The 26,656-nt window shown below is 40.6% G+C and carries 27 protein-coding genes; 1 reads left to right on the forward strand and 26 read right to left on the reverse strand.

Translation table 11 applies throughout. The annotated features are described in order from the left end of the window. Positions 1-104: 104 nt before the first annotated feature. A complete protein-coding gene (locus tag AACQ93_RS22070) occupies positions 105-893 on the reverse strand; it encodes a DUF2726 domain-containing protein (RefSeq protein WP_232323381.1) in 789 nt (262 codons plus the stop codon). 542 nt (positions 894-1,435) lie between these two features. Further along, complete coding sequence (locus AACQ93_RS22075) at positions 1,436-2,365, reverse strand: DUF2971 domain-containing protein (RefSeq protein WP_198160228.1); 930 nt, start codon at positions 2,363-2,365, stop codon at positions 1,436-1,438. Positions 2,366-2,583: 218 nt separating this feature from the next. On the opposite strand from AACQ93_RS22075, the gene AACQ93_RS22080 reads away from it, so the two are divergent. Continuing rightward, on the forward strand, positions 2,584-2,802 hold the full coding sequence (locus AACQ93_RS22080; protein WP_064608917.1) for a hypothetical protein: 219 nt from the start codon (positions 2,584-2,586) through the stop codon (positions 2,800-2,802). A gap of 160 nt (positions 2,803-2,962) precedes the next feature. On the opposite strand, the gene AACQ93_RS22085 is transcribed toward AACQ93_RS22080, so the two are convergent. From AACQ93_RS22085 to AACQ93_RS22200, 24 genes are all read right to left on the reverse strand, one after another. Continuing rightward, entirely contained in the window at positions 2,963-3,436 is a 474-nt protein-coding gene (locus tag AACQ93_RS22085) for a hypothetical protein (RefSeq protein ID WP_064608919.1), read from the reverse strand. A 136-nt stretch (positions 3,437-3,572) separates the two neighbouring features. Beyond that, positions 3,573-4,076, reverse strand: coding sequence for a hypothetical protein (locus AACQ93_RS22090; protein WP_064608921.1), 504 nt, complete (start codon positions 4,074-4,076; stop codon positions 3,573-3,575). A gap of 1,082 nt (positions 4,077-5,158) precedes the next feature. Then, a complete protein-coding gene (locus AACQ93_RS22095) occupies positions 5,159-5,686 on the reverse strand; it encodes a hypothetical protein (RefSeq protein WP_157097634.1) in 528 nt (175 codons plus the stop codon). 671 nt (positions 5,687-6,357) lie between these two features. Further along, positions 6,358-7,506 (reverse strand): DUF6161 domain-containing protein, encoded by a 1,149-nt coding sequence (locus AACQ93_RS22100; RefSeq protein ID WP_064608925.1) that lies wholly within the window; start codon positions 7,504-7,506, stop codon positions 6,358-6,360. A gap of 651 nt (positions 7,507-8,157) precedes the next feature. Beyond that, the gene (locus tag AACQ93_RS22105) at positions 8,158-8,523 is read right to left on the reverse strand and encodes a hypothetical protein (RefSeq protein ID WP_064608927.1); all 366 of its coding nucleotides are present in this window, start codon (positions 8,521-8,523) and stop codon (positions 8,158-8,160) included. A gap of 206 nt (positions 8,524-8,729) precedes the next feature. Continuing rightward, positions 8,730-9,515, reverse strand: a complete 786-nt coding sequence (locus AACQ93_RS22110; RefSeq protein WP_064608930.1) for a hypothetical protein — start codon at positions 9,513-9,515, stop codon at positions 8,730-8,732. A 51-nt stretch (positions 9,516-9,566) separates the two neighbouring features. Then, positions 9,567-10,313, reverse strand: coding sequence for a class I SAM-dependent methyltransferase (locus AACQ93_RS22115; protein ID WP_064608932.1), 747 nt, complete (start codon positions 10,311-10,313; stop codon positions 9,567-9,569). Positions 10,314-12,655: 2,342 nt separating this feature from the next. After that, on the reverse strand, positions 12,656-13,000 hold the full coding sequence (locus AACQ93_RS22120; protein WP_064608934.1) for a hypothetical protein: 345 nt from the start codon (positions 12,998-13,000) through the stop codon (positions 12,656-12,658). 2,047 nt (positions 13,001-15,047) lie between these two features. Beyond that, on the reverse strand, positions 15,048-15,485 hold the full coding sequence (locus AACQ93_RS22125; RefSeq protein ID WP_064608939.1) for a hypothetical protein: 438 nt from the start codon (positions 15,483-15,485) through the stop codon (positions 15,048-15,050). Between the two features lie 128 nt (positions 15,486-15,613). Continuing rightward, a complete protein-coding gene (locus AACQ93_RS22130) occupies positions 15,614-16,318 on the reverse strand; it encodes a hypothetical protein (protein ID WP_157097635.1) in 705 nt (234 codons plus the stop codon). Between the two features lie 224 nt (positions 16,319-16,542). Then, a complete protein-coding gene (locus AACQ93_RS22135; protein WP_064608943.1) occupies positions 16,543-17,136 on the reverse strand; it encodes an FRG domain-containing protein in 594 nt (197 codons plus the stop codon). 595 nt (positions 17,137-17,731) lie between these two features. Next, the gene (locus tag AACQ93_RS22140) at positions 17,732-17,926 is read right to left on the reverse strand and encodes a hypothetical protein (protein ID WP_157097636.1); all 195 of its coding nucleotides are present in this window, start codon (positions 17,924-17,926) and stop codon (positions 17,732-17,734) included. 487 nt (positions 17,927-18,413) lie between these two features. Beyond that, positions 18,414-18,881 (reverse strand): 2TM domain-containing protein, encoded by a 468-nt coding sequence (locus tag AACQ93_RS22145; protein WP_007471464.1) that lies wholly within the window; start codon positions 18,879-18,881, stop codon positions 18,414-18,416. A gap of 222 nt (positions 18,882-19,103) precedes the next feature. Continuing rightward, on the reverse strand, positions 19,104-19,472 hold the full coding sequence (locus AACQ93_RS22150) for a hypothetical protein (RefSeq protein ID WP_064608945.1): 369 nt from the start codon (positions 19,470-19,472) through the stop codon (positions 19,104-19,106). 1 nt (position 19,473) lies between these two features. Further along, entirely contained in the window at positions 19,474-19,905 is a 432-nt protein-coding gene (locus tag AACQ93_RS22155; RefSeq protein ID WP_064608947.1) for a hypothetical protein, read from the reverse strand. A 400-nt stretch (positions 19,906-20,305) separates the two neighbouring features. Then, positions 20,306-20,479 (reverse strand): hypothetical protein, encoded by a 174-nt coding sequence (locus tag AACQ93_RS22160; RefSeq protein WP_157097637.1) that lies wholly within the window; start codon positions 20,477-20,479, stop codon positions 20,306-20,308. A 106-nt stretch (positions 20,480-20,585) separates the two neighbouring features. After that, complete coding sequence (locus AACQ93_RS22165; protein ID WP_064608949.1) at positions 20,586-20,903, reverse strand: hypothetical protein; 318 nt, start codon at positions 20,901-20,903, stop codon at positions 20,586-20,588. Positions 20,904-21,032: 129 nt separating this feature from the next. Continuing rightward, positions 21,033-21,401: a hypothetical protein gene (locus tag AACQ93_RS22170; RefSeq protein WP_157097638.1), complete on the reverse strand. Its 369-nt coding sequence runs from the start codon at positions 21,399-21,401 to the stop codon at positions 21,033-21,035. Then, a complete protein-coding gene (locus tag AACQ93_RS22175) occupies positions 21,344-21,793 on the reverse strand; it encodes a hypothetical protein (protein WP_064608953.1) in 450 nt (149 codons plus the stop codon). The genes AACQ93_RS22170 and AACQ93_RS22175 overlap by 58 nt, the downstream gene beginning before the upstream one ends. A 227-nt stretch (positions 21,794-22,020) precedes the next feature. Continuing rightward, positions 22,021-22,461: a DUF2059 domain-containing protein gene (locus AACQ93_RS22180; RefSeq protein ID WP_064608955.1), complete on the reverse strand. Its 441-nt coding sequence runs from the start codon at positions 22,459-22,461 to the stop codon at positions 22,021-22,023. A 112-nt stretch (positions 22,462-22,573) separates the two neighbouring features. After that, complete coding sequence (locus AACQ93_RS22185; RefSeq protein WP_064608957.1) at positions 22,574-23,323, reverse strand: alpha/beta hydrolase; 750 nt, start codon at positions 23,321-23,323, stop codon at positions 22,574-22,576. A 291-nt stretch (positions 23,324-23,614) separates the two neighbouring features. Then, positions 23,615-23,839 (reverse strand): hypothetical protein, encoded by a 225-nt coding sequence (locus AACQ93_RS22190; RefSeq protein WP_064608959.1) that lies wholly within the window; start codon positions 23,837-23,839, stop codon positions 23,615-23,617. Between the two features lie 124 nt (positions 23,840-23,963). After that, the gene (locus AACQ93_RS22195; RefSeq protein WP_084419404.1) at positions 23,964-24,509 is read right to left on the reverse strand and encodes a GNAT family N-acetyltransferase; all 546 of its coding nucleotides are present in this window, start codon (positions 24,507-24,509) and stop codon (positions 23,964-23,966) included. Positions 24,510-26,301: 1,792 nt separating this feature from the next. Beyond that, complete coding sequence (locus tag AACQ93_RS22200) at positions 26,302-26,649, reverse strand: hypothetical protein (protein ID WP_064608963.1); 348 nt, start codon at positions 26,647-26,649, stop codon at positions 26,302-26,304. Between the last annotated feature and the right edge of the window lie 7 nt (positions 26,650-26,656).

Here is a 26,656-nt window from a genome sequence, read left to right on the forward strand (position 1 = left end):
AACGCTTGCGATAAGGTGTGCCCCACCGAAACCAGCAAAGCACACCGAATTCCAAACCAAAACCGCCGAGTGTAAAGCATCACCTTGATTGCTTTGTTATGGCTCTAACTTGATGATCTTGATGTATTTTCAATGTATCTACACTTTGGGTAAGCACTACATGCCCAAAATACATTACCTATATTTTTGCCTCGCTTAGCTGTACGAAGAACCATATGAGATCCACACTCTTGGCATAAAGTTGGAGTTTCATTAACTAAGGAGTTAAAAATGATAGGTTTTAACAGTTCACTTATTTCACTAAGTACATAACCATTCTTTGCTGGGATTTCCAACAATTTAACACCGGCGGTATCACATGCAGACCTTAAAAATTGGTCTCGTTTGTGACGCTCTAATTTATTATGAGAGCTATCATTTAGCTCTATCGCACAAATAATTGAAATATCGTCAGCTTTACATAATACAAAATCAAAATGCTTTGATGAGATACTGTTAAAAGCCTTCTGCCACAGACTCCTATTTTGGCTTGGTACGGGTGATAAAACATCAGCAACCCTAACCTTTGAAAAAACCAAAACATCATCATTTACCACATTATGCAACACACCCAAAAAAGACCGTTCAGCCGGTGTAAGTAAATTATTAATTTTAACGTATGAGTACTTAATCTTACTTTCTGCTTTAGGCGTTTTTTCAGAGATAGGCGTTTCAATTTTTGGCTGTTCGTATGTTGGTTTATCAAACGTTCCACTTTTTTTGAGCCAAAGGAAAATAACTAAAATCAGCCCCAGAATAAGTAAAAACCAAAGCATAATTTTGAACACTCCCGTTAAAAAAACATAAGCCATAACGCCTGCAATAAGGTGTGCCCCACTGAACCAGTAAAGCACACAGAACTCCGAACCAAAACCGCCGAGTGTAACGCATCGCCTTGATTGCATTGTTATGACTCACCAAGAATACTTCCCTTACCTGGCAGCAAAACAAGCCACGCGTGATGCCCCTGCGACAAAACTGACAGCAATCACCAACTCAAATATTCCCACTGACTTTCAGCGACTTTGAGCACACCAAATTTGCATGACAACAAATGCGGAGTCACACAGGCTGCAAACGCCAAACTGATAGCCAAGGGAAACACCGTTTCAGCCAAAGAACGCATCGAGTTAAGCATGAGTAACCCTACTCGATACTGATGACAGCAAATACATAAACAACCGACGTTTCGACTCACTCAAGGAGCAGCCGGTTGATGGACGAAATTGCCTGAGAGATGGTGTTCATTTGTGCTGTAGCTTTTGTATAAAAAACGCCTCGCTTTTAGAGGCATAACGCTTGGCATAAGGTGCGCCACGACCAACTCACCAAGCCCACTGAACACCAAACCAAAACCGCCGAGTGTAACGCGTCACCTTGATGCCTTTGTTAGAAATTAGACTCGTACGGGTAGATTTGAGCCTGTAATATCAGCAAAAGCGTAACCTTTTGACTTCAGTAGTTTTCTAAGACCAAACTCAGCTCCATAGGGATTCGTGGTTGGTCCAAATTTAACTTCAACAATAGGAAGCTTATTCGCATTTACACCCGCCATTGGGCTTGGATCAATCGACACATAAGGAGTAAGGCCATAAGGGCCTGAACGAAACTCTATTTCTGACTCTTCATGTGTAGCAACAATATGGCATAATCTCCATTCTTGCTCTGATTCAAATGCTGGATGTTTAAATGAAATAATGTACTCGACAATTTCACTCCTTAGATGCCCGCAACACATAGCTATATATGAATTGGCATCGTTCACAGTCATCCCCGAAGTATTTTTATCTAGGATAGAAACTGTTTTATCGATAACATCTCTTAATAATTTTTCTTGAGTAATAGGACAATAAGTGACTTTGCGAAGGTACAATTCTTGACTTGGATGCTCAACTATAGAACGCATCCCAAGCTCTTTCGAGTTAACACCAATTGAATACCCTCCACCATTATCTGTGTATGATCTCCATTGCGCTAATAAGTCACCACCTTCACAAAAGCATGTTATATAACAATCGAACATCCCTTCAAATGGATTAGCCGTCTGTAATACTCGCTCCAAAAAAGTAACAACAATAGGGTTCGTTATAGTTTCAAATTTCTCTTTAACTAATTTTTCAAAAATCCCTAATGCATAAGTAATCTCCGACTCATCATTTAAAAATTTATAATGTGTTGCCCATAGCCTTGAACTAGAGAGTATTCCTAATAAACCATTTGTATTTGTATAATGATAAAGAACATCTGGAATGTTGATATGGATATCATTACGAGTCCCAGCTCGTTTATCTGAATCCAGATACAATATATCTCTAAATTTTTCCACCAATAGTCTCCAATAATTTCTAACGCCTGGCATAAGGTGCGCCACGACGGACTTACCAAGCCCATTGAACTCCAAACCAAAACTGCCGAATGTAACAAGTCACCTTGATGCCTTTGTTATGTAAAACAAGCAGTTGAATGAAAACAGTAAAAATGTATCATTACAAAACGCATTGCATTGCAATAGTGTACTCTAAATACATTTACTGGATTAATATCATGAAAAATGACGAGCTAAAAGACTTGCTTGATAGTATCAGACTTACAGTTAAAGACGATTGCCTAGCAGGTCAAACCATTACCACTTATCAGTTGCCTAAAGAAGCGAAAACAGAAAAAGTTTTGGATGTACTTCCTGAGCATTTTGAAAACTACAAAAAAGTCGAAATAGATGAAAAAGGTAATTTAGTACTGACGCACCCTGACAAAGAAGACTAAACGTATATTTTCTTCAGGCTGAGGGGATTTATCTCCTCAGCCAAACGGCTTTTACATAACGCCGGGCATAAGGTGCGCCACGACAAACCTACCAAGCGCACCGAACTCCATACCAAAAATGCCGAGTGTAACGCGTCACCCTTGATGCCTTTGTTATGTTTTAGTTTTCAGAATAACAAATGGCTGATTTCAATAATCTGAAATGCACTATGGCAGCGACGATACCCATTACGAGTCCCAGACCTTGAGCTAGTAATTGTGAAGTAATAACTTGTAGGAGCGGAATGCTTAGAAGCATAAATGGTAAAATAACAAAAACCGCCACTCTAAAACCAATAGGTAACTCTAATGCTGCTAGTTTCAGAAAAAATTCACGTCCTTCATTTTTTACATGTGATTGATATACCCACCAATAGCCTACATAAGCAATAACACCAGAAAGGATGAAACTAAACACGTCAAGAGCAATAGGCTTATTCACACTGATAATATAAAACGAGAAAGGAACTGGTATTGATATACCTGAGATAATCATCAATGCAACAAATTGCCTCAGTGAGTCAGTTTCTGTGAAATCACCGTTGTACAATCGTTTAGCTACAGTTTTATAATCCCAAAAATAAATATTTTTCACTTACAACCCTTTTTACTACTCAAATGTAAAGAAGAAAACATAACGTCTGCAATAAGGTGCCCCGCACTGAACTAACAAAGCACATCGAACCTCATACCAAAACCGCCGAATGTAACGGGTCACCTTGATTGCCTTGTTATGTGGCTTTTTTCCACGCATCTATCGTAGCATTTGCGCGAGCTTGCACTTCTTCGGGTGAGATACCTCCGGCAATAGTTAACTCCCATAACCTAGCTTCGATATCATTTTGAATTTCTACAGATAAGTCCGTAAACCTAGCTGTGCGATTAATAAAAAAGTCACGGTCTTGCTGAGAATAGAGACAGTTTTCAGTTTCTCGCATAGAGTTATGAACAATCCACTTTCTTATATCGTTATAGTCCCGTAGCTTTATAATAAAATCCTCGGAAACTATATCGCTTCCATCGAGCAAACCGATTAATTGCCCCAGAGTTTTCTTGCTAAATTGCTTCAACTTAGTTTCAGCATTTTGTGCTGATATACCATTGATTTTAATGTGAATAGAGCCAACGATATATAACTTTATTAGAAAGTCTTCAACGTGCTGGAGGTGCCAGATTGCCTCCCCCGTTTTCTGGTAGAAGTAGCTTAGCTCTTGAGGTACTATCTCTCTTCCCATGTACTTACTCCATTTGCCACATAACGCCTGGCATAAGGTGCGCTGCGACTAACCTACCAAACACACCAAACTCCATACCAAAACTGCCGAGTGTAACAAGTCACCTTGATGCCTTTGTTAGGCATTTCCATGTGCGCTGTCCTAACTTGGGAAATGAACTTTCAACGCATCCCGCCTTCAAGCATGGGATACGACGACCTCGGAATTGCATTTTCCCACGAACTATCAACGCTTTGAACCAAATACATTTGCATGACAACCTGATGAAGTGTTTCTTAGGGCTGCATCACCGGACTAATAGGCTGAGAAACCGACAATCCGTTCATTTCATTGTAACGTTGAATAATGCAATGGTTCATTACCGGAGCTAAAGGCAACAACTAAAGAAACAACCTGCGTTTCGCCATACTTTATGGACAGCCTTGCGCTGAACGAATGACCTTTGTGGCATCGTTCTTGAGCGAAGAAATAACCAACAAAAACAAACTCGCTCTTCAGCATGCCTAACGCCTGCAATAAGGTGCGCCCCACTGAACCAACAAAGCACACCAAACTCCGAACCAAAACCGCCGAGTGTAAAGCGTCACACTTGATTGCCTTGTTATGCCGCACCAAGAATACTTCCCTAACCTGACAGCAAAACAAGCAACGCGTAACGTCCTTGCGGCAGAACTCACAGCAATTACCAACCCCAATATTCCCTCTGACTTTCAGCGACTTTGAGCACACCGGATTTGCATGACAACAAATGCGGAGTTACACAGGCTGCAAGCACTGAACTGATAGTCGATGGAATCACCGTACAAACCAAAGAACACCACGTGTTGAACTGAAGCCGACCAACTCGATACCAATGCAGCAGAAATATTAACAACCGACATTTCGACGAACTCAAGGAGCAGTCGGTTGATGTACGAAATTGCCTGAGAGATGGTGTTCTTGTGCGCCGAGTTATTTGTAGAGAAAACACTTAGCTTTTAGTGGCATAACGCCTGCAATAAGGTGTGCCCCACTGAACCAACAAAGTGCACCAAACTCCATACCAAAACCGCCGAGTGAAACGCATCACCTTGATTGCTTTGTTAAATGCTAACTAACCACGCACTCAATGCCGCTACTAAAGGGAACAATAAATCGGACTTTAATAACCATAAGGTGCTGAGTGGCGTAGTTATAAAGCACAACAATAATTTGGTTCTACTTATTTTTACCGAGATATCACCGTGCCCTACTCCAATTGAAGTCCATGCCCCTGTACTTGCAGTTGGGTTTATCATCCCTCGTACATTTGCTTCACTAACTCTATCTCGAACTGAACCAGTCTTATTCTGAAGTTTGCTGTTAATCTCACTGATTAATAGCGGATGCTTATTAAAACCTTGTTTTAGGTTTGAGAAGAATAGTTTTAGATTAATTAGACAGAGCGCCGATGATAACAACAGCATCAAATGCAGTAAAACCGTCGTAATATCGAGACCATCAACTTGGTTGATAGTGACCACACCCAAATTTAGGTCAATTGCTTCGAATAAGCTTGGATTAGCTACTTCTCCATAAATAACTACTGCTGCTACTGTGTAGATGCTCAAAGATAACTTAGTAATTTCCAATATTCCTCCTAGCATTTAACGCCTGCGATAAGGTGTGCCCCACGAAACCAGCAAAGCACACCGAACTTCGTACCAAAACCGCCGAGTGTAACGCATCACCTTGATTGCCTTGTTATGGCAAACTCATGAGATTTGAATCACTTACCAGATACGCTACCGCTACAGAAATATCTGCTCGAACGCAAAACAGTTTACCCTACCGATAAATCCCGAACAAAAATTGATACATAACTTCCTGAACCAACGCGTAAAATCAGTAGCTACTGGAGAAAGAATGGCTCTTTCCCAACAGATATAAATCAGAAGCTTCGGGAAAAATAGTAAGGATTAAAACTTGATAACCCTTAGCCAAAATTTGAGAGCTGGTTTTCGATGAAGTGTCTGGTATTTTTAGCCGTGTATGCTGCTGTAAAATCAAGCGTGCTGCGGATAAAGGACGCCTATCTCACAGTTCGTTATTTAGAATAGCGTTCAGTTATATCGCCTGAGAAGATCGACTTGATAGCCGCTAAGCTTGCCCCGCAAACCTTGAAGCGAAAACCACGTTGCCTGTGCTTTTTATGCCATAACGCCGGGCATAAGGTGCACCAACACCGAACCAGCCAAGCGCACTAAACTCCATACCAAAACTGCCGAGTGTAACGTGTCACCTTGATGCCTTTGTTAGCATATCATTTGACTTTCATCGCTGTACTAATTAGTTCATTTATACCGGGCATTGATGGAGATGAGTCACCTGATAATAATCCTGTTTCCGTCCTCGAAAACAAAGCTTGTAAGACCAAATCTCTAGATGAATCATCTATTTTATTTTTATTGCTTAAACTCAAATATAAGTGAGTTAGCTGTCGCCTTTCCTCTGAATCTCTCATTAAATGAAAAGAACTGAAAGTTAACCTAGATACGGACCTAATTATAAAAGCATAAATCGTAACTAATATTACAAGCATAGCGACTTGTTTGACAGAAATAATTGTAGAAGTCGATTCAGATGAGAGAACAAACTCTTGGTAAACTTCATAGAAGAAAACCATACCAAATATGGCAATAAAAATAAGAATGGAAGCCCATATTGAACCTTGCTTATAATATCTCCTGGCTGACTGTCTCCAGTACCTAGCAGGACCAGTAAACCTTAATGTGTCGTGGTAAGTTCTTTCAGCTTTTTCCATTGATTCTTTGGATTGCTCAAGAAAACTTCCAAAGCGGCTCTTCTCCGTCTCTAATAAGGTATTCATATTGTTCAATATCTGAGATGCGTCATCTTCAAAAGCTAACTGTGTTCTTTGTAGATTGCTGAAATTTCCTTTAAGGTCTTCAAAATCTATTTTCTCTTGAACAATATCGCCAGGTGTAGCATGTTTAAGTTCTGATGAAAATAACAAGCCATATATTTCAAAGTCTCTATCACCCAGATTATCCCCACCATTCACTGCAATCGAAATAAAAATATCAGCCTTTTTTTGCCCATATTTTTCGCATAAAGTACAAAAAACTTTTGAACAGTTATATCCGCTCCAAAGCCAGCCTTCCTCAATTACTGTTTTAAAACAACCAACAAATCGTTGAATAACATTTTGCTCCTGCTCGTAACCTTTTATATTTCTAATTATTTTATTAAGTTCATGTATTTTAGCAATTATACTATTGAATATTTGGTAAGAATTAACATATTCATGCGTAACCCGCTTGTTTTTCAAAATTGTATTGCACTGCCTTTCCCACCAATCACGCTCGCTAATGCAAAAAACTCGAAATTTTTCCAAATCGTTAAATCTAAACGAATTTCCAGAAACATCACTTATAACTATTAAGTCCATTAAATATCTCCCTCTGATAATATAATGTAGATGTGCTAACGCCTGCGATAAGGTGTGCCCCACGAAACCAACAAAACACACCAAACTTCATACCAAAACCGCCGAGTGTAAGGCATCACCTTGATTGCATTGTTATGACTCACCAAGAACACTTCCCTTTCCTGGCAGCAAGACAAGCAACACGTGATGCACCTGCGACGAACTTACAGCAATCACCAACTCTAATATTCCCGCTAACTTTCAGCGACTTTGAGCACGCGGATTTGCATTACACACTAACGCGGAGTCACACAGGCTGCAAACACCAAACTGATAGCCAAGGGAAACACCGTTTCAGCCAAAGGACGCATCGAGTTAAGCATGAGCCAAACAACTCGATACTGATGGCAGCAAATATATTAATAACCGACGTTTCAATGAACTCAAGGAGCAGCCGGTTGATGAACGAAATTGCCTGAGAAATGGTGTTCATTTGCGCTGTAGCTTTTGTATAAAAAAACACCTCGCTTTTAGAGGCATAACGCCAGGCATAAGGTGCGCCACGAGTAACCTACCAAGCGCACCAAACTCCATACCAAAACCGCCGAGTGTAACAAGTCACCTTGATGCCTTTGTTAGGGCAAAATATCCGTCGGTTATTACTATAAAAACCTAAGTCAACATTTTAACAAATGTAAATAGAGCATCTCCAGCCATAATGACTGGTGCAATTATGAACAGAGTAACAATTATTACAGAAAACCATTCTTTCAATCTTGTTAGATAATACCAAAATGGATGAACTGTTTTTTTCGAATCGAGCTCTTTAAATGAAAACAAAAATATTGAAATAGCGAATGCTTCTAGAGTGCATATAATTGACAGAACTCCGAACCAAGCCAGTTGCTCATTTTTTTCGCTAAGCGGTCCCAAAATAAAAAAACCGACTATACATACAACGGTCATTAAGACCGCATACCATCGAAGGTGCATGAACCTTACTGCTACTTCATTGAACCCTTCTGGTGAAAACTTCACAAAATCTCCTTCACTACAGTTTTATCGTTTTTTATGTCTAAATATAAAAATCTGACCACAATATTATTCTCAATTAGAGGATCAAATCTACAATTATTGCCCTAACGCCTGGGATAAGGTGCGCCACGATGAACTCACCAAACCCACTGCACTTCAAACCAAAAATGCCGAGTGTAACGCGTCACCTTGATGCCCTTGTTAGCTGCTCAATCACTTGAATCAACAGACAAAAAATCAACAATTTTCGACCAATCATGGTAATGCTGTAAATAACGCGGGTTAGAGAGGTGGCCATTAGCTTTTCTTCTTGTTGCTACCCATTCCCTACTCAAAACCCAAACATCAAACTTCGCTATAGGCCTCAAGCTACTCCCACCATCAGGAGAAATATCTTTGACTTCATGATATGGTTTGTCGACAAGAATTAAAAAGTCAAAATCAAGAGATGAAAATTTCAATGACGCTGTATTGTTTGACCGATATTTTACCTGTAATCGGCATGACTTCTGAGTTTGAGGATCTACAACAATCAAATCATAGCCTGGCATATTGGGGCTAGCTACAGAAACAATATAGCCAAGTTCAAGCATAATATAGCCAGCAATATATAATTCAGCTCCTTCCCCACGAATAGCAGCCTCTGCTTTTGCTTGACTTAAGTCTACTTCACCAAATACACATGGGTTAAAGTCCAACTCTTTTCGAGCCCACAGTAATACTTTGTGCAAGTCTGTGCTAAACCGACTATCAGCTAGTTCAGTATAGTTTCCATCTTTTGCCCGTATAGATGCGATGTAATTATCTTTCTTTCCTTTTAAGGAAAAACGTTCAATCCAAACATCAACCTCTTTACCTTGATAGAAGTATCCCTCAAGCTCTCTTGATGATATGGTTCCGCCTTCATCTTCAATTGCTTTAATAAATCTCACATACTCTCCATAAGCAGCTAACGCCTGCAATAAGGTGTGCCCCACCGAACCAGCAAAACACACTGAACTCCATACCAAAACCGCCGAGTGTAACGCATCACCTTGATTGCTTTGTTATAATTCGGCTTTTCGAAGGACTGCTAAATAATTTCCATCATCCTCAACCCGAACAATCTCAGTTCGAAAACCACATTGTTTTGCCAAGCTTTCCAATGAGAGTCTATCAATATCCAACCAGTTTACAGCAGCACCTTTTACACCAGAGAATTCAAAACTAACTTTCCGCGTTACAGGTTGATTTGCATTACTAATAGAGTTAAGGACAATTTGACCAGTCTGTGACAAATTATTTTTTGCCAACTGTAAAAATAATAACAGCTTAGATACTGTACCCACAGCTCCTATACTACGACCTAATAAGAGCCAGGTGTCAAAACATGCATCAAGCCTACTTTCAAAAATATCCTGATTTATGACTGAGTTAATTCCTCGGGCAGTCATAATCCGGCATGCAGCTGCTGACACATCTAATGCTGTAATATCGAAGCCATTGTTTTGAAGATAAATTGATTGCTCACCAACACCTGCACCAATATCAAGAACTTTACCTTTACATAAAGTCAGAGCCAGTTTATCTATAGGGTAATAATCGGCCGGACGAAAGAAAACAGAAACTGGCAGCTCATAAGGTTCAAATCCTTCTGTATGCACGAGCAGAGCTGCATCACTATTACCACTTGAGTATGAAAGAAGAGCATTACCGAAAATATCCAAGCCATTTTCCACTGAACCTACCTCCGAATTATAACGCCGGGAATAAGGTGCACCAACACCAAACCAGCCAAGCGCACTAAACTTCATACAAAAACTGCCGAGTGTAACGTGTCACCTTGATGCCTTTGTTATGGCTATATTTCAATCAGTTAACGTATTTTTGGCACGCTACCGCCGAACAGAATTATTCACCTGCCATATGATTAAGGCATCATACAACAAACAAAATGTATAAATTTGAAATCGCTCAATTTTGGCCTTAAATATTAGACACCTAGCCTCTTTTGAATGGATTTTGAACGGGTGGTTTTCAGAGGAATTGGAGCAGTAGCCACAGGACAAAGAATTGCTCTTTACCAACAGATATAAATCGGAAGCTTCGGGGAAAATAGCAAGGATTAAACCCTGATAACCCTTAGCCAAAATTGGGGAACTTTCTTTCGATGATGTTTCTGGCATTTCTAACAGCAAGCACAACAGGAAAATTAAGCGTGCGGCGGACAAAACCCGACAATCTCACAGTTCGTTATACCGATAAGCGTTCAGTTATATCGCCTGAGAAGTTCGGCTTGATAGCCGCTAAGCTTGACCCACAAACCTTGAAGCAAACACCACGTTGCCTGTGCTTTTAAGCCATAACGCCTGGGATAAGGTGCGCCACGACTAACCTACCAAGCGCACCAAACTCGATACCAAAACTGCCGAGTGTAACAAGTCACCTTGATGCCTTTGTTAGGCATTTCCATGTGCGCTGTCCTGACTTGGGAGGTGAACGATCAACGCATCCCGCCTTTAAACATGGGACGCAACAACCTCGAGATTGTATTTTCCCACTAACTATCAACGCGTTGAACCAAATACATTTGCATGACAACCTGATGAAGTGTTCTTTAGGGCTGCATCACAGGACAAATAGGCAAATAACCGGCAAGCCTTTCGTCACAGTGTAACGATGAATAATGCGATGGTTCATTGCCGGAGCTAAAGGCAACAACGAAAGAAAAAAACAGCTTTTCGCTATACTTTATGGACAGCCTTGCGATGAACGAATGACCTTTGTGGCATCGTTCTTGAGCGAAGAAATAACCAATAAAAACAGAGTCGCTCTTCAGCATGCCTAACGCCGGGAATAAGGTGCACCAACACCAAACCAGCCAAGCGCACTAAACTTCATACAAAAACTGCCGAGTGTAACGTGTCACCTTGATGCCTTTGTTATGGCTATATTTCAATCAGTTAACGTATTTTTGGCACGCTACCGCCGAACAGAATTATTCACCTGCCATATGATTAAGGCATCATACAACAAACAAAATGTATAAATTTGAAATCGCTCAATTTTGGCCTTAAATATTAGACACCTAGCCTCTTTTGAATGGATTTTGAACGGGTGGTTTTCAGAGGAATTGGAGCAGTAGCCACAGGACAAAGAATTGCTCTTTACCAACAGATATAAATCGGAAGCTTCGGGGAAAATAGCAAGGATTAAACCCTGATAACCCTTAGCCAAAATTGGGGAACTTTCTTTCGATGATGTTTCTGGCATTTCTAACAGCAAGCACAACAGGAAAATTAAGCGTGCGGCGGACAAAACCCGACAATCTCACAGTTCGTTATACCGATAAGCGTTCAGTTATATCGCCTGAGAAGTTCGGCTTGATAGCCGCTAAGCTTGACCCACAAACCTTGAAGCAAACACCACGTTGCCTGTGCTTTTAAGCCATAACGCCGGGCATAAGGTGCACCAACACCGAACCTACCAAGCGCACTAAACTCCATACCAAAACTGCCGAGTGTAACGTGTCACCTTGATGCCTTTGTTATGGCTATATTTCAAGCAGTTAACTTGAATTTGGCACGCTACCGCCGAACAGAATAATTTACTTGCCATATGATTAAGGCATCATACAACAAAAAAATGTATAAATTTGAAATCACTCAATTTTAGCCTTAAATATTAGATACCTAGCCTTTTTTTAATGGATTTTGTGCGGGTGATTTTCAGAGGAATTGGAGCAGTAGCCACAGGACAAAGAATTGCTCTTTGCCAACAGATTTAAATCGAAAGCTACAGGGAAAATAGCAAGGATTAAAACCTGATAACCCTTAGCCAAAATTTAGGAACTTTTTTCGATGATATTTCTGGTATTTCTGACAGCGAGAACAACTGGAAAATCAAGCGTGCTGCGGACAAAGCCAGCCAAATTCACAGTTCGTTATACCGAAAAGCGTTCAGTTATATCGCCAGAGAAGATCGGCTTAATAGCCGCTAAGCTTAACCCACAGAACTTGAAGCGAAAGCCACGTTGCCAGTGCTTTTAAGCCATAACGCCTGCGATAAGGTGTGCCCCACTAAACCAGCAAAGCACACCGCACTCCGTACCAAAACCGCCGAGTGTAACGCATCGCCTTGATTGCCTTGTTAGGTTTTATTCCGCTAATTTTAAAAACCGTTGATATTGAACATCCATTTCTTTTTTAGTGTAAAGCTTTGCATTAGATTCATTTTCTAAGCAAAGTTGCATAAATTCTAATATTTCTGATTTTGATAGTTGATTTCTAGCTGGAAATATTTCTTCTGGAGAGAGATTGAAGTCCAGCCAACTTAAGTCATCGTCAAATATAAGGTGAGCACCCCATCTAAGAATTAATAACTCCCCATCACGGTTATCAAACACGACGCTTATTGCGTAATAGTAAGTTTCACTATCAAAAGACTCAGAATACGGAAACTCTTCACCATTTAGATCAACTAAAACTTTATCATATGACATACAGAAACCTAACGCCTGCGATAAGGTGCGCCCCACTTAACTAACCAAGCACACAAAACTTCAGACCAAAACCGCCGAGTGTAACGCGTCGCCTTGATTGCCTTGTTATGCAAAAGTGCGCAAAATACCAACTTAGCGGCGAGAATCATAAAAACCAATCAATGACTAACATAAAGTGATTGGTAGATGATCACCGCTTTTAAAGCCCAACTCACTGGTGAGTAAACCAAGAGCCAAAAGGATCACCAAAAAAAGTTACTTATTGGTGAGAAAATCAGAAGCCGAGGCTATCAACTTTGGAACTCTGAACTGACTGGCGTGTACACAGAACCAGTGAAGAATGGCTAAATTGAACAAGTTAAATCTGTGCTTTTCGAAACTGCACCCAACTGGTAATAAGCCAATAGCAGAATACCATGTTCTTATGCACCGTGTTTCCAGTTACTGATTTTGCTTTTAGTGCATAACGCCGGGCATAAGGTGCGCCACGATGAACCCACCAAGCCCACTAAACTCCAAACCAAAGCCACCGAGTGTAACAAGTCACCTTGATGCCTTTGTTAGGCATTTCCATGTGCGCTGTCCGAACTTGGGAGGTGAACTCTCAACGCATCCCGCCTTTAAACATGGGACACAACAACCTCGAATTTGTATTTTCCCATGAACTATCAACGCGTTGAACCAAATACATTTGCATGACAACCTGATGAAGTGTTTCTTAGGGCTGCATCACCGGACTAATAGGCTGAGAAACCGACAATCCGCTCATTGCAGTGTAACGTTGAATAATGCAAGGGTTCATTGCCGGAGCTAAAGGCAAAAACTAAAGAAACAACCTACGTTTCGCCATACTTTATGGACAGCTTTGCGATGAACGAATGACCTTTGTGGCATCGTTCTTGAGAGAAGAAATAACCAATAAAAACAGAGTAGCTCTTCAGCATGCCTAACGCCTGCGATAAGGTGTGCCCCACCGAGCCAGCAAAGCACACCGAACTCTGAACCAAAACCGCCGAGTGTAACGCATCACCTTGATTGCATTGTTATGACTCACCAAGAATGCTTCCCTGACCTGGCAGCAAAACAAGCAACGCGTGATGTCCCTGCGACAAAACTTACAGCAACCACCAACTCAAATATTCCCACAGACTTTCAGCGACTTTGAGCACACGGATTTGCATGACACACTAACGCGGAGTCACACAGGCTGCAAACGCCAGACTGATAGCCAAGGGAAACACCGTTTCAGCCAAAGGATGCATCGAATCGAGTTAAGCATGAGCCAAACAACTCGATACTGATGGCAGCAAATACATTAACAACCGACATTTCGATGAACTCAAGGAGCAGCCGGTTGATGAACGAAATTGCCAGAGAGATGGTGTTCATGTGCGCAAAAGCTTTTGCTTTTGTAAAGAAAACACTTAGCTTTTAGGGGCATAACGCCTGCGATAAGGTGTGCCCCACCGAACCAACAAAGCACACTGAACTCCGAACCAAAACCGCCGAGTGTAAGGCATCACCTTGATTGCCTTGTTATGCCTCACCAAAAACGCCTCACTATCTTGGCAGCAAAACAAGCTACGCGTGATGCCCTTGCGACAAAACTTACAGCGATCACCAACTCAAATATTCCTGCTAACTTTCAGCGACTTTGAGCACACCAAATTTGCATGACAACAAATGCGGAGTAACACAGGCTGCAAACGCCAAACTGATAGCCAAGTGAAACACCGTTTCAGCCAAAAAACGCATCGAGTTAAGCATGAGTAACCCTACTCGATACTGATGGCAGCAAATACATTACCAACCGACATTTCGATGAACTCAAGGAGCAGCCGGTTGATGAACGAAATTGCCTGAGAAATGGTGTTCATTTGCGCTGTAGCCCTTGTATAAAAAACACCTCGCTTTTAGAGGCATAACGCCTGGGATAAGGTGCGCCACGACGAACTCACCAAGCCCACTGAACTCCATACCAAAAATGCCGAGTGTAACGCGTCACCTTGATACCTTTGTTAAATGCCCCGAACTCAAAGCCAGTGGCCTACCCATTTGCAACAAGTATTGCCTCTGTATTCTTACCGATGCATAACTTCCGTAGCTGAGAAACAAAGTTCAGTACCTTTCGAGTATCTGCTTTTATTTCACCAGTAATTTTACGAATTTCCTCGGGCCGGCAACCTGTATATGGGTAATCAGATAAGCTTATGTGAATACTGAAAACTCCAGTTTTAGCAATGACAGAACATCGTAAACCTAACCGCTCTAAATACTCACTACCATCAAGATTTCTCTGTCCCGCAATTAACTTTGTTGTTCCCTCAACTTTGTTGACAACTTGTTCAAGTGAATCACAGAAGTTCTCAATCTCACTGAGATTAAACCAACCTTCGCCATAACCACTGAAACCATTCAGATCAAGTTTACCTGTCAACCCTGCCGTATAATCTTCAAGATCGATAGTTACTGTTAGTTGATTCATTCGAATATTTCCTTGGGCATTTAACGCCTGCGATAAGGTGCCCCGCACTAAACCAGCAAAGCACACCGAACTTCATACCAAAAACGCCGAATGTAACGGGTCACCTTGATTGCTTTGTTATGTGCGTTTTAATAACCTGGTTCGATCCATATGTCCGTCAAGTTATTGACCTCAGTAATACCATTAATTGACATTACGAACTCTAACCCCTGAATTTTGTCTATATTGCTATCATCAGGTAGCCTAAAATCAAAAGATATATCAGCTTGAGCCGAATGAGGTAAGTTTACAATCATACCGTGTGTATGATCTTGAGTTTTATCACCAACACTCATTTGATAAGGTGTTAAAGAAGTACCTGATGGTACGACTATGGAAGAAGACGTTCGTTGAACACTGAACTTAATACTACCTTTTTGCTTAATATTCATTAAGGTAAAATCACACCTTAACGCACTTCCGGACTGATAACACCCTATAAGCTCACCTTTTACACCAGCAGTTTCAAAAATTCGCTCAGGCTGATTCTTATAGACACCAACAGTTATCCAAGCCAAAAAAGTAACTAGTAAGCTAAGCGCAAAAACTTTTACCATTTCAACTAACGTAACCTTTTTACTCTCACTATTCTTCTTAAGAAATAAATAATAGCTAAGAGCCAATACCAATAAAAAGATAACGAGTGTAGATACCTGCACTGCAGTGTATCCAAATACTCTAATTGTACTCACTCCATTGACAACATCGGATACTATCCCTGCGCCACTTGATACACCGGCTATTCCACTACCTATTCCACCAAATGTTGCAGCTGAATTTGCAACTCGTCCCATAACATCATCCTCACAGTAATAAACCAATTGCACATGTTGATTTATAACACAAATTAATAGAATAGATTTAATTGTGAGGTTTTTTTTAAGCTTTATAGCACATAACGCCTTCAATAAGGTGTGCCCCACCGAACCAACAAAGCACACCAAACTTCATACTAAAACCGCCGAGTGTAAGGCATCACCTTGATTGCCTTGTTATGCCTTTAGTGGCGGTGGTGGTACTAGTGGAGGTGGTGGTAATGGTATTTTTGCTTATTGTCGAAATGCACTTCTTTTAAATGTTTACATAAACCATCAAAATCTGGAAACATTGTTCGATCATTGATACCCATGAGGTTTAGTTCTTTCATTGCAATATTACGTTCAGATGCAGGCATGTCAATTTTGAACAAGTAGTGCTGCCCTTTACTCATAATGAAAGTTTGTATATCTGCTACATTGGTAATTGTAGTAACGCCCATTTGTCGAACCATTCTTTGGTTATTTGTAGCATATGGAACAAAATCACCTACAAACAAATTCGAATCAAGAAGGTTATTCGATGGCTTTACTTCCGAAACCCACCTATCGATGTCAAACATAAATATAGAAACTGAATCTAAAGGCTTAGGAGCTAAGGGTGCCCCTTTGAATGCAAAATATGCGGCAATATATGGAGATAAAGTCCAGTCAAGCAAAGGGGTAGGAAAACCATGATGCTGTAATCGAGCAAGTAACGCTCCAAACTCAGTACCATTTTGCAAATTAACGGGGGTATCTATTGTAGAAAACTGATAATTTACATCGTACATTATTTCACTGAGGTAGATTTGCATACTTATAGCCTTACCCTCAGAACTACTTGTTTTTAGCTTCCATGTTGCATCACTTTGTCCTCAAAAGTAATATTTTTTGTACCGCTAGTATTTTTCCCCACCCAACTTTTGAAATGATTCCAATCGTATGTCATATATTTGACCTTTTCTTAGGCATAACGCCTGCAATAAGGTGCGCCCCACTGAACCAACAAAGCGCACTGAACTCCGAACCAAAACCGCCGAGTGTAACGCGTCACCTTGATTGCTTTGTTATGGCAAACTCATGGAAATTTAGTCACTTACCAGATACGCTACCGCTACAGAAATATCTGTTCAAACACCAGCCAGTTTACCCTACAGTAAAAACCCGAACAGAAATTAACACATAACTTCATGAACCAACTCGTAAAATCAGTAGCCACTGGATAAAGAATGGCTCTTTACCAACAGATATAAATCGGAAGCTTCGGGAAGATTTGTGAAAACTGAAATCTGTTAGCCTTTAGTCAAAATTTAAAAGCTGATTTTCGATGAAGTTTCTGGAATTTCTGACAGCAAACACAACATTAAAATCAAGCGTGCTGCGGACAAAGCCAGCCAAATTCACAGTTCGTTATACCGAATAGCGTTCAGAGTTATATCGCCTGAAAAGTTCGGCTTGGTAGCCGCTAAGCTTGACCCGCAGAGCTTGAAGCAAAAACCACGTTGCCTGTGCTTTTTGTGCCATAACGCCAGCCATAAGTTGCGCCCCGATAAACCAACCAAGTGCGCCGGACTCCATACCAAAAATGCCGAGTGTAAGCGTCAACTTGATGGCCTTGTTATAAAAGCACAACAAATACAATAACTTAAAACTTAAGCCACAGCTTACAGTCCTTGATGGTTAATTTCACTTCTGCAGCCTTGAATCAACAATTTGCATGACACCCTGATGTGGACTTTCTTCGGCTGCAGCACTGAACCAATAGGTCTAGGAGCCGGCAACCGATTATTCCAGAATCAAGTTGAGAAATACGGTGGTTCACCGCTGAGAGCGGAGGCAGCAAAAAACCTAGCAACCTGCTTTTCACCACACCTCTTGGACAGCCTGGCGACAGACGAATGGCCAAAGAGGCATCGTTTCTGTTCGATAAAAACCACTGGAAAATACCTTTAAAAAGAGCGATATAACGCCTAAGCACATGCGCCCGTTACCGCAAATAACAAAATTGACTACCGTAAACACCAAAGCCAATTCATACCAAAGCTGCCGAGTAAAACGGGTCGCATGGTGCTTTTTGTTATGTGCGAACTATCTATAATCTCCGTCCTAATCGCTTTTCTATTTGCTTTTTCTCCCAGCGCTCATTGAACCAATTAAACCATTCATAGACATGAGCAGCATGATTAAGCACACCGATACCCCAGCCTAATGCCGGCCAAATAGCCCAAATATAGCTGGAGTCTGTAAGTAAATTTATTAAGAACAAAATAAAGATGACGACCAAATAATTTGTTAGATGGGAATAAAACCCTTTCAAATCTCTAACGTATTCGACTACTGCCAGCTCATCTTTCTGATTTGCGTTGGTATCCATACTGCAATCAACCTCTTGTAATTCATTGACATGAACATCAAAGACTGCAGCTAAGGACTTTAACGAATCAAAACTTGCCTTTTGCCCTCTTTCAATTCGCTGAATTGTACGAACACTCAAACCTGTCATTTCAGCTAATTGTTCTTGAGACCAAGCTTTCGATAACCTTAATTTCCTTAGTTTCATCATTACCTCCTTTGATGTGAAACCACATTGCCCCATAAACTACCAAAAGGTAACGACACTAAGGTGACAAACACCTGACACATATTTAAAATCAAACACTTAAGAGAAGCACATAACGCCTGCAATAAGGTGTGCCCCACTGAACCAGCAAAGCACACCGAACTCCATACTAAAACCGCCGAGTGTAAAGCATCACCTTGATTGCTTTGTTATATTTCTGTATTAGAGCTTGTCAAAAATGTCATCAATACCAGATGTTTGATGCTTCACAATTGAAAATAGATCAGTTAAGACAGTAGCGCTTCCAGTATACTCCCACAAAACTCTACCAACAAAATCAACCATTGCTATTTCTACACGCTCTTCAAAATAAAGCTGTTCAAACTCTGGTGAGTAATTTTGATACCTACGGCTATAGATAATAAATTTTTTCCCTTCATATTCTGTAGAGTAACAAATAGGTATAAAATCGTCTGTTGCACTAACTAATGTTTTTGGTGCATCAATAATATGCCAGTTTAAATCGCCTTGAGATGTTAGTTTTTGAAACTTGACAATTAGCTTAATTTCTTTTGACCCAAATATACTCATCTTAGTCCCACGCTAAATTCTGCTCTGTTTGTTCTAACTTCGTTGCTATATATTGAAGTTGCTCATAAAAATACCATGCATCACTTTGAGTACTACATCTCGTGAAACTCTTAATATCATTGATGTATTTTTCTACAGACTTTCTATCTTCGTCTTTAAGCGTATCTTTTGATTGCTCAAGGCAAGCTTGAAGCTTAGTTAACTCAACTGAGAATTTCTTAGCATCCCAATTATCACGACGCTGTGATAACAACTCATTTAACAACCGACTACTTTCTAACAACCTTTTATTTAACGCTGGTAATGTTGCTTTTCTCTTGAAGGATTTTCTAATTTCTTTTGCTTCATATAATAGAAATAAAGAAACTATAATTCCAATACCAGAAAACACGATGGATAGATTTTGTGCCCAATAAGGCCACTGTTCATTCACTCTTTTACCCTTTTTAATCAGCTTGAAAAATCAAGAACAAATCATCACGGTAAGCTTACTAAAACAATGTGTTAGAGGCAATATTCAGGAAATATAACGCCTGGGATAAGGTGCGCCACGACTAACCTACCAAGCGCACCAAACTCCAAACCAAAACAGCCGAGTGTAACAAGTCACCTTGATGACTTTGTTAGGCATTTACATGTGCGCTGTCCGAACTTGGGAGGTGAACTCTCAACGCATCCCATCTTCAAACATGGGATACAACAACCTCGAAATTGTATTTTCCCCTGTTCTATCAGAGATTTGAACCAAATACATTTGCATGACAACCTGATTAGGTGTTTCTTAAGGCGGCATCACCGGACTAATAGGCTGAGAAACCGACAATCCGTTCATTTCATTGTAACGTTGAATAATGCAATGGTTCATTGCCGGAGCTAAAGGCAGCAACTAAAGAAACAACCTGCGTTTCGCCATACTTCATGGACAGCCTTGCGATGAACGAATGACCTTTGTGGCATCGTTCTTGAGCGAAGAAATAACCAATAAAAACAGAGTCGCTCTTCAGCATGCCTAACGCCTGCAATAAGGTGCCCTACTCGATACCAACAAAGCACACTGAACTTTCTACCAAAACCGCCGAGTGTAACGGGTCACCTTGATTGCTTTGTTATATTTTATTGTTCACAATAATGTTTTAAAGCCGCTCTAAAAAAAGTACCATTGTTATTATCGAGTTTTTCACCACCTGTTTTCAGGTTAATTCCTACAGGCTTTGTTATTGGAACATCCTTGTAGTCTTTATATTTGGAAACAGAATAAACTACATCCTTAGAAAAAGTACCTTTTCTTTTAGTTTCAATATCATTATTTAATAATTGAATGTATTTTTCATTCTTATCATCAATCCAAATACAATACTCTATAAAACCATCACCTTTTATCTTGTTAGCTTCATATATCTTTTCATCTAATCTTTTCAAAACATCTCTCATAATTTAATCGCCATTGAAAATATAACGCCTGGCATAAGGTGCGCCACGATGAATTTACCAAGCGCACCGAACCCCATACCAAAAATGCCGAGTATAACAAGTCACCTTGATGCCTTTGTTAGGCACAACTCACAGGTCTATACCACACTCTTTCTGAATGATCGTCCTCGCTAAACCTGTTACATCTTTAAACTGATTCATTGAACCATATTGACTGTAATACGGCTTTACTTGGTCACATGAACCACGGATTGATAATGCTAGCCGTAAAAAAGCAACTGAATCACTTGGATCCATATCCAACTGCTTAAGAGCCACTTCCATAGCATCATCTAAACGACTATTTAAATAATATTGCTCATACTGTTTTGAAAGTAACTGATATTCCGTCGCAACATCTGCTCCGTCAGATGCAACAACCGAAAAAGACGCAAAACAAATTATGGCACCACTAAGATTCCTGAACCACTTGGTACTTTTGCCAAGAAGTCTTTCCATTGACCAGGATGAATTGTCGGACAACCAGCTGAACCTTTCCATGTAGTCTTATACCCCCAATGAACATGAATATAGTTTGCTCTTTTTCCATAATCTGGAAAATTAGGATTCTTGTTGCGAGTAGGAACAAATTGATTGTTATTGACAACAAGAGCAGGCTTACCTTTATGAGTACCATGGGTTACCCCATATGAACCTTCACTAATGAAAGGATATGCCTCTTCTCCTTTTATTGACGGATCACTTGGCTTGAAAGGATTGGGGGTTGAACTGCCTTTAAAAGTACCGAGCACTTCACCATTTGCACTGAAAATTGTGACTTTCTGTGTATAAACAGAGTCATTCGTAGTTCCTGTCTCACCAAAAACCACTTTCCACGTTGAATCTCCCATCGATGTCACCTACTTGAAGTAATCATGTGGCAATGATGATACGCAAGCGACAGTATATAAATATCAAGCTAACTATCTTTTGCGAGAAACTACGAAAGATTTAAGAAGGATTTACATATTTTATTAAGTGCCTAACGCCTGCGATAAGGTGTGCCCCACCAAACCAGCAAAGCACACCGAACTCCATACCAAAACTGCCGAGTGTACGCATCACCTTGATTGCCTTGTTATGGCTGCCCCTGCAATTCACTTGCTCGCTTAATAAATGCATCATTAAAGTCTTTAGCGGCATTACCCATATCAGCTTGAGCAGTAGCGTTGAACTTTAGCGCTTTCTCCAAGTACCACTGACCAAAATCAGTTTCATAAAACTTGATAAGCTCGCGCAGTTCATTGTCGCTATATACAGAATATCCCTTCATATATGATTCTATGTAGCGCTGTTTACCAAACTCAAAAACTTGTTCAAACTCAGAGTCAAGATACGCTGGTGATAATGATGGATAAAGACGCAACAACTCAACTCTGTAAATAGAGACAGATTTATCCGCCAACCCTTCGATATCCATTACTTCTGCTATTTTTTGCTCCAAGTCCGTGCGTTCATCCGCGAATAAAGAAGAAGAAAAAAATAAAAGGCTAAACGCAATTATTGATAGGTTTCTCATATACTTCCTTAAGCCATAACGCCTGCAATAAGGTGCCCTGCACTAAACTAACAAAGCACACCAAACCTCATACCAAAACCGCCGAGTGTAACGGGTCACCTTGATTGCTTTGTTAGGCCTGTGCTTTCAATATGTTGCAGTCTTTACCAGACAAAAAGCCTTTAACCAAAGACCCAACTTTTTTCTTGACCAGAGTTACGCCATAATCTGACAAATCCATATGTTTTGAATTCTCTATTTCGATTACGCAACTATGGTACTTGTTCTGCTCTTCTTTCGTTAATAAAACACTTTCAACCGTTGGGTACTCAGTAGCTCTTATTGAAAGTACTTGGACCTGTGTAGTCTTGGGTAAGGTAACTCTACGATTATCTAGAGTTATAACTTTATTTACATATGACTTACCTTCATTAGCTAACCATGCTGATATATCACCGCCATTTGAATGACCTACTAGCGTTAGATTATGAAAATCATACTCAGGAAAACGTGATGGTAACTCATGTTGTAAAAAGTTTAGCGTCGTAGCACCACGTTGCCAGTTCTCAATTCTCGTTTTGTACAAATCACCTTTTCTCGATAGTGGCGGATCACTTGGTAATTCATGGTCAACTGCAACAGTTAGATAATTCATCGAATTCAATAATTGAGTGATAAATTGATACTTTAAGTATGGAACCCTGTTTCCTGCGCTAATAAAAGCAACATTACATTTTTTTGATGTTGAGCAATTAATCCTTTCACTAGGAAAATCCACTGAAATAGGGATATGCCTATCTCTGCTGGCATCATAAATATCTAATGTTTTGGAGAAGCTTGAACAAGCCACACATGAAAGTAACAAACCTATAATGTACCGCATTCCATTCCTTAATTTTCCGATTCACCTAAGAAGGCCTAACGCCGGGGATAAGGTGCACCAACACCGAACCAACCAAGCGTACCGAACTCCATACCAAAACTGCCGAGTGTAACGTGTCACCTTGATGCCTTTGTTAGGCATTTCCATGTGCGCTGTCCGAACTTGAGAGGTGAACTCTCAACGCATCCCGTCTTCAAACATGGAAAAATACAACCTCGAAATTGTATTTTTCCATGAACTATCAACGCTTTGAACAAAATACATTTGCATGACAACCTGATGAAGTGTTTCTTAGGGCTGCATCGCCGGACTAATAGGCTGAGAAACCGACAATCCGTTCATTTCATTGTAACGTTGATTGATGCGATGATTCATTGCCGGAGCTAAAGGCAACAACAAAAAAACAACCTGCGTTTCGCCATTCTTTATGGACAGCCTTGCGATGAACGAATGACTTTTGTGGCATCGTTCCTGAGCGAAGAAATAACCAATAAAAACAGAGTCGCTCTTCAGCATGCCTAACGCCTGCGATAAGGTGCCCCACACCGAACTAGCAAAGCAAACTGAACTCCATACCAAAACCACCGAGTGTAACGGGTCACCTTGATTGCTTTGTTAGCACTCTCATGGTGTCAAATTACTAGGCTGTATGTTTCATTGCGCAGCGATATTGTTGCGGTAGCCCTATTTTAACTTCATGCTCAAGCACCAATTTTAGCCTATCGTTCAGTTCATGATCTTTTAAGGTTATAAACCCTAACTTTCTATAATATTTAGCGTTCCACGGGACATTGGAGAAAGTTGTTAATGTAAGGTGTTTATTTGCATTTTTAGCATAATTAATAACAAAGCTTATTAGCTGATTTCCTATACCTTTCCTTTGGTGATTATAATCCACAGCAAACTCTGATATGTGAATTGAAGACTCATCCTCAATGTTTTCAGCACATATAAAACCTATAACTTCTGAATCTAGTTCTGCCAACCACGCACCATTGTTTCTTACTGCCCTTTCATAAAATTCTTTGCTATGTAAAGGAAGATTTTCTGGTAGACAACTCAAAAAATCGAATGGCATTTCAGAAAAGACAGCACCCGACTCTTGCTCGACATGAACCATCTGGGTTATATCGCCCAGAAGCGCCCTACGTATCTTTAAGTTATTTGGGCTATAACACTGATTCATCACTCAATCCTTATGATTAACAGTTTAATTTATCAACTCACAACTAATGTGCTCTTAGGTGCTAACGCCGGGCATAAGGTGCACCAACACCGAACCTACCAAGCGCACTAAACTCCATACCAAAACTGCCGAGTGTAACGTGTCACCTTGATGCCTTTGTTATGGCTAGATTTCAAGCAGTTAACTTGAATTTGGCACGCTACCGCCGAACAGAATTATTTACCAGCCATATGATTAAGGCATCATACAACAAACAAAAGGTATATGTTTGAAATCGCTCAATTTTGGCCTTAAATATTAGGCACCAAGTCTCTTTTGAATGGATTTTGTGCGGATGGTTTTCAAAGGAATTAGATCAGTAGCCATTGGACAAAGAATGGCTCTTTACCAGCAGGTATAAATCAGTAGCTTCGGATAAATTTTATAAGAGTTGAAACTGGACAATCCGAAGCCTATTTTAGAGGGTTTTCTTTCGATGATGTTTCTGGCATTTCTGACAGCGAGAGCAACTGGAAATCAAGCGTGCTGCGGACAAAACCAGCTAAATTCACAGTTCGTTATAAACTGAAAGCGTTCAGTTATATCGCCCGAGAAGTTTGCCTAAATAGCCGCTAAGCTTGACCCGCAAACATTGAAGCGCACACCACGTTGCCTGTACTTTTAAGCCATAACGCTTGCGATAAGTTGCGCCACGTTGAACCAGCCAAGCGCGCCGGACTCCATACCAAAACCGCCGTGCGTCCGCGTCAACTTGATTGCCTTGTTATAAAAAACGCTTAAATTACAGCCTATTACAAGAAACGCTACCGCTAACAGTTTTAACTGCCCAGAAGCCAAATATCCTACCCTACCTTTGAAATCAGGTTTGGCATTGGATCGTAACTTTCGGAACCAAATAACAAAATCCGGAGCCTCTGGACAAAGAACTGCTCTTTGCCAACTGTTTTAATCGGAAGTCTCGGGAATAATTACCCAGGATTGAAACTTGATAATCCATAGCCCAAAGGTGTGACCTTTCATTCGATGAAGTTTCAGGCATTACTTACAGCGAGAACTACTGGCAAATCAAACGTGCTGCGGACTAAACCAGCGGGCTTCCTTTCCACGGTAAACTGGCAACGATCAGAAATACAGCCCAAACAGATCGGCTTGGTAGCAGCTAAGCTTGACCCACAGAACTACCAGCGATCCTTGTTGCCAGTGTTCTGATTTATAACGCCTGGCATAAGGTGCGCCCCACAGAACCAGCCAAGCGCACCGAACTCGACGCCAAAAATGCCGAGTGTAACAAGTCACCTTGATGCCTTTGTTAGGCATTTCCATGTGCGCTGTCCTAACTTTGGAGATGAACTCTCAACGCATCCCGCCTTCAAACATGGGACACAACAACCTCGAAATTATATTTTCCCATTAACTATCAACGATTTGAACCAAATACAATTGCATGACAACCTAGTGAGGAGTTCATTTAGGCTGCATCTCTGGATTGATAACCAAAGAAACCGACAGCCCTTTCACTGCATTGTAACGATGAATAATGCGGTGGTTCATTGCCAGAGTTAAAGGCCGCAATGAATCAGATAACCTGCGTTTCGCCATACTTTATGGACAGCCTTACGATGAACGAATGCCCTTTGTGGCATCGTTCTTGAGCGAAGAAACAACCAATAAAAACATAGTGGCTTTTCAGCATGCCTAACGCCCGCAATAAGGTGCCCCGCCCTGAACTAACAAAGCACACTGAACTCCATACCAAAACCGCCGAGTGTAACGGGTCACCTTGATTGCCTTGTTATGCGCGCTGATACCAGTCAAGTAAATTAATCAATCCCGTTTCACTTTGTACATGCAGCAGGTGAGCTTCATTGTTAAACCCTAGCTTACTTGTGATCAGTTCTAAGTTTGAGTGCCGACCACGTTTATTCTTAGTAGGCTCATAGGTTTTAGTTAAAATAACATCGTCTAATTCAGATGGGGCAATCTCAACATATATGGACACTTTGAATTTGTTTTCTTCAATAAGGGCAAGCTCTCTCCCTGATAACATTTTATATGAAACCAGCTTATCCATTTCATTTAAATATGTCGTTAAACTGGACTTATCTAATAGATTTCTAGCTTTTTTTGGGTCCCAACTCATGTATTCC

This window comes from Photobacterium sp. J15 (genome assembly GCF_963870815.1).
GTDB lineage: Bacteria > Pseudomonadota > Gammaproteobacteria > Enterobacterales > Vibrionaceae > Photobacterium > Photobacterium marinum.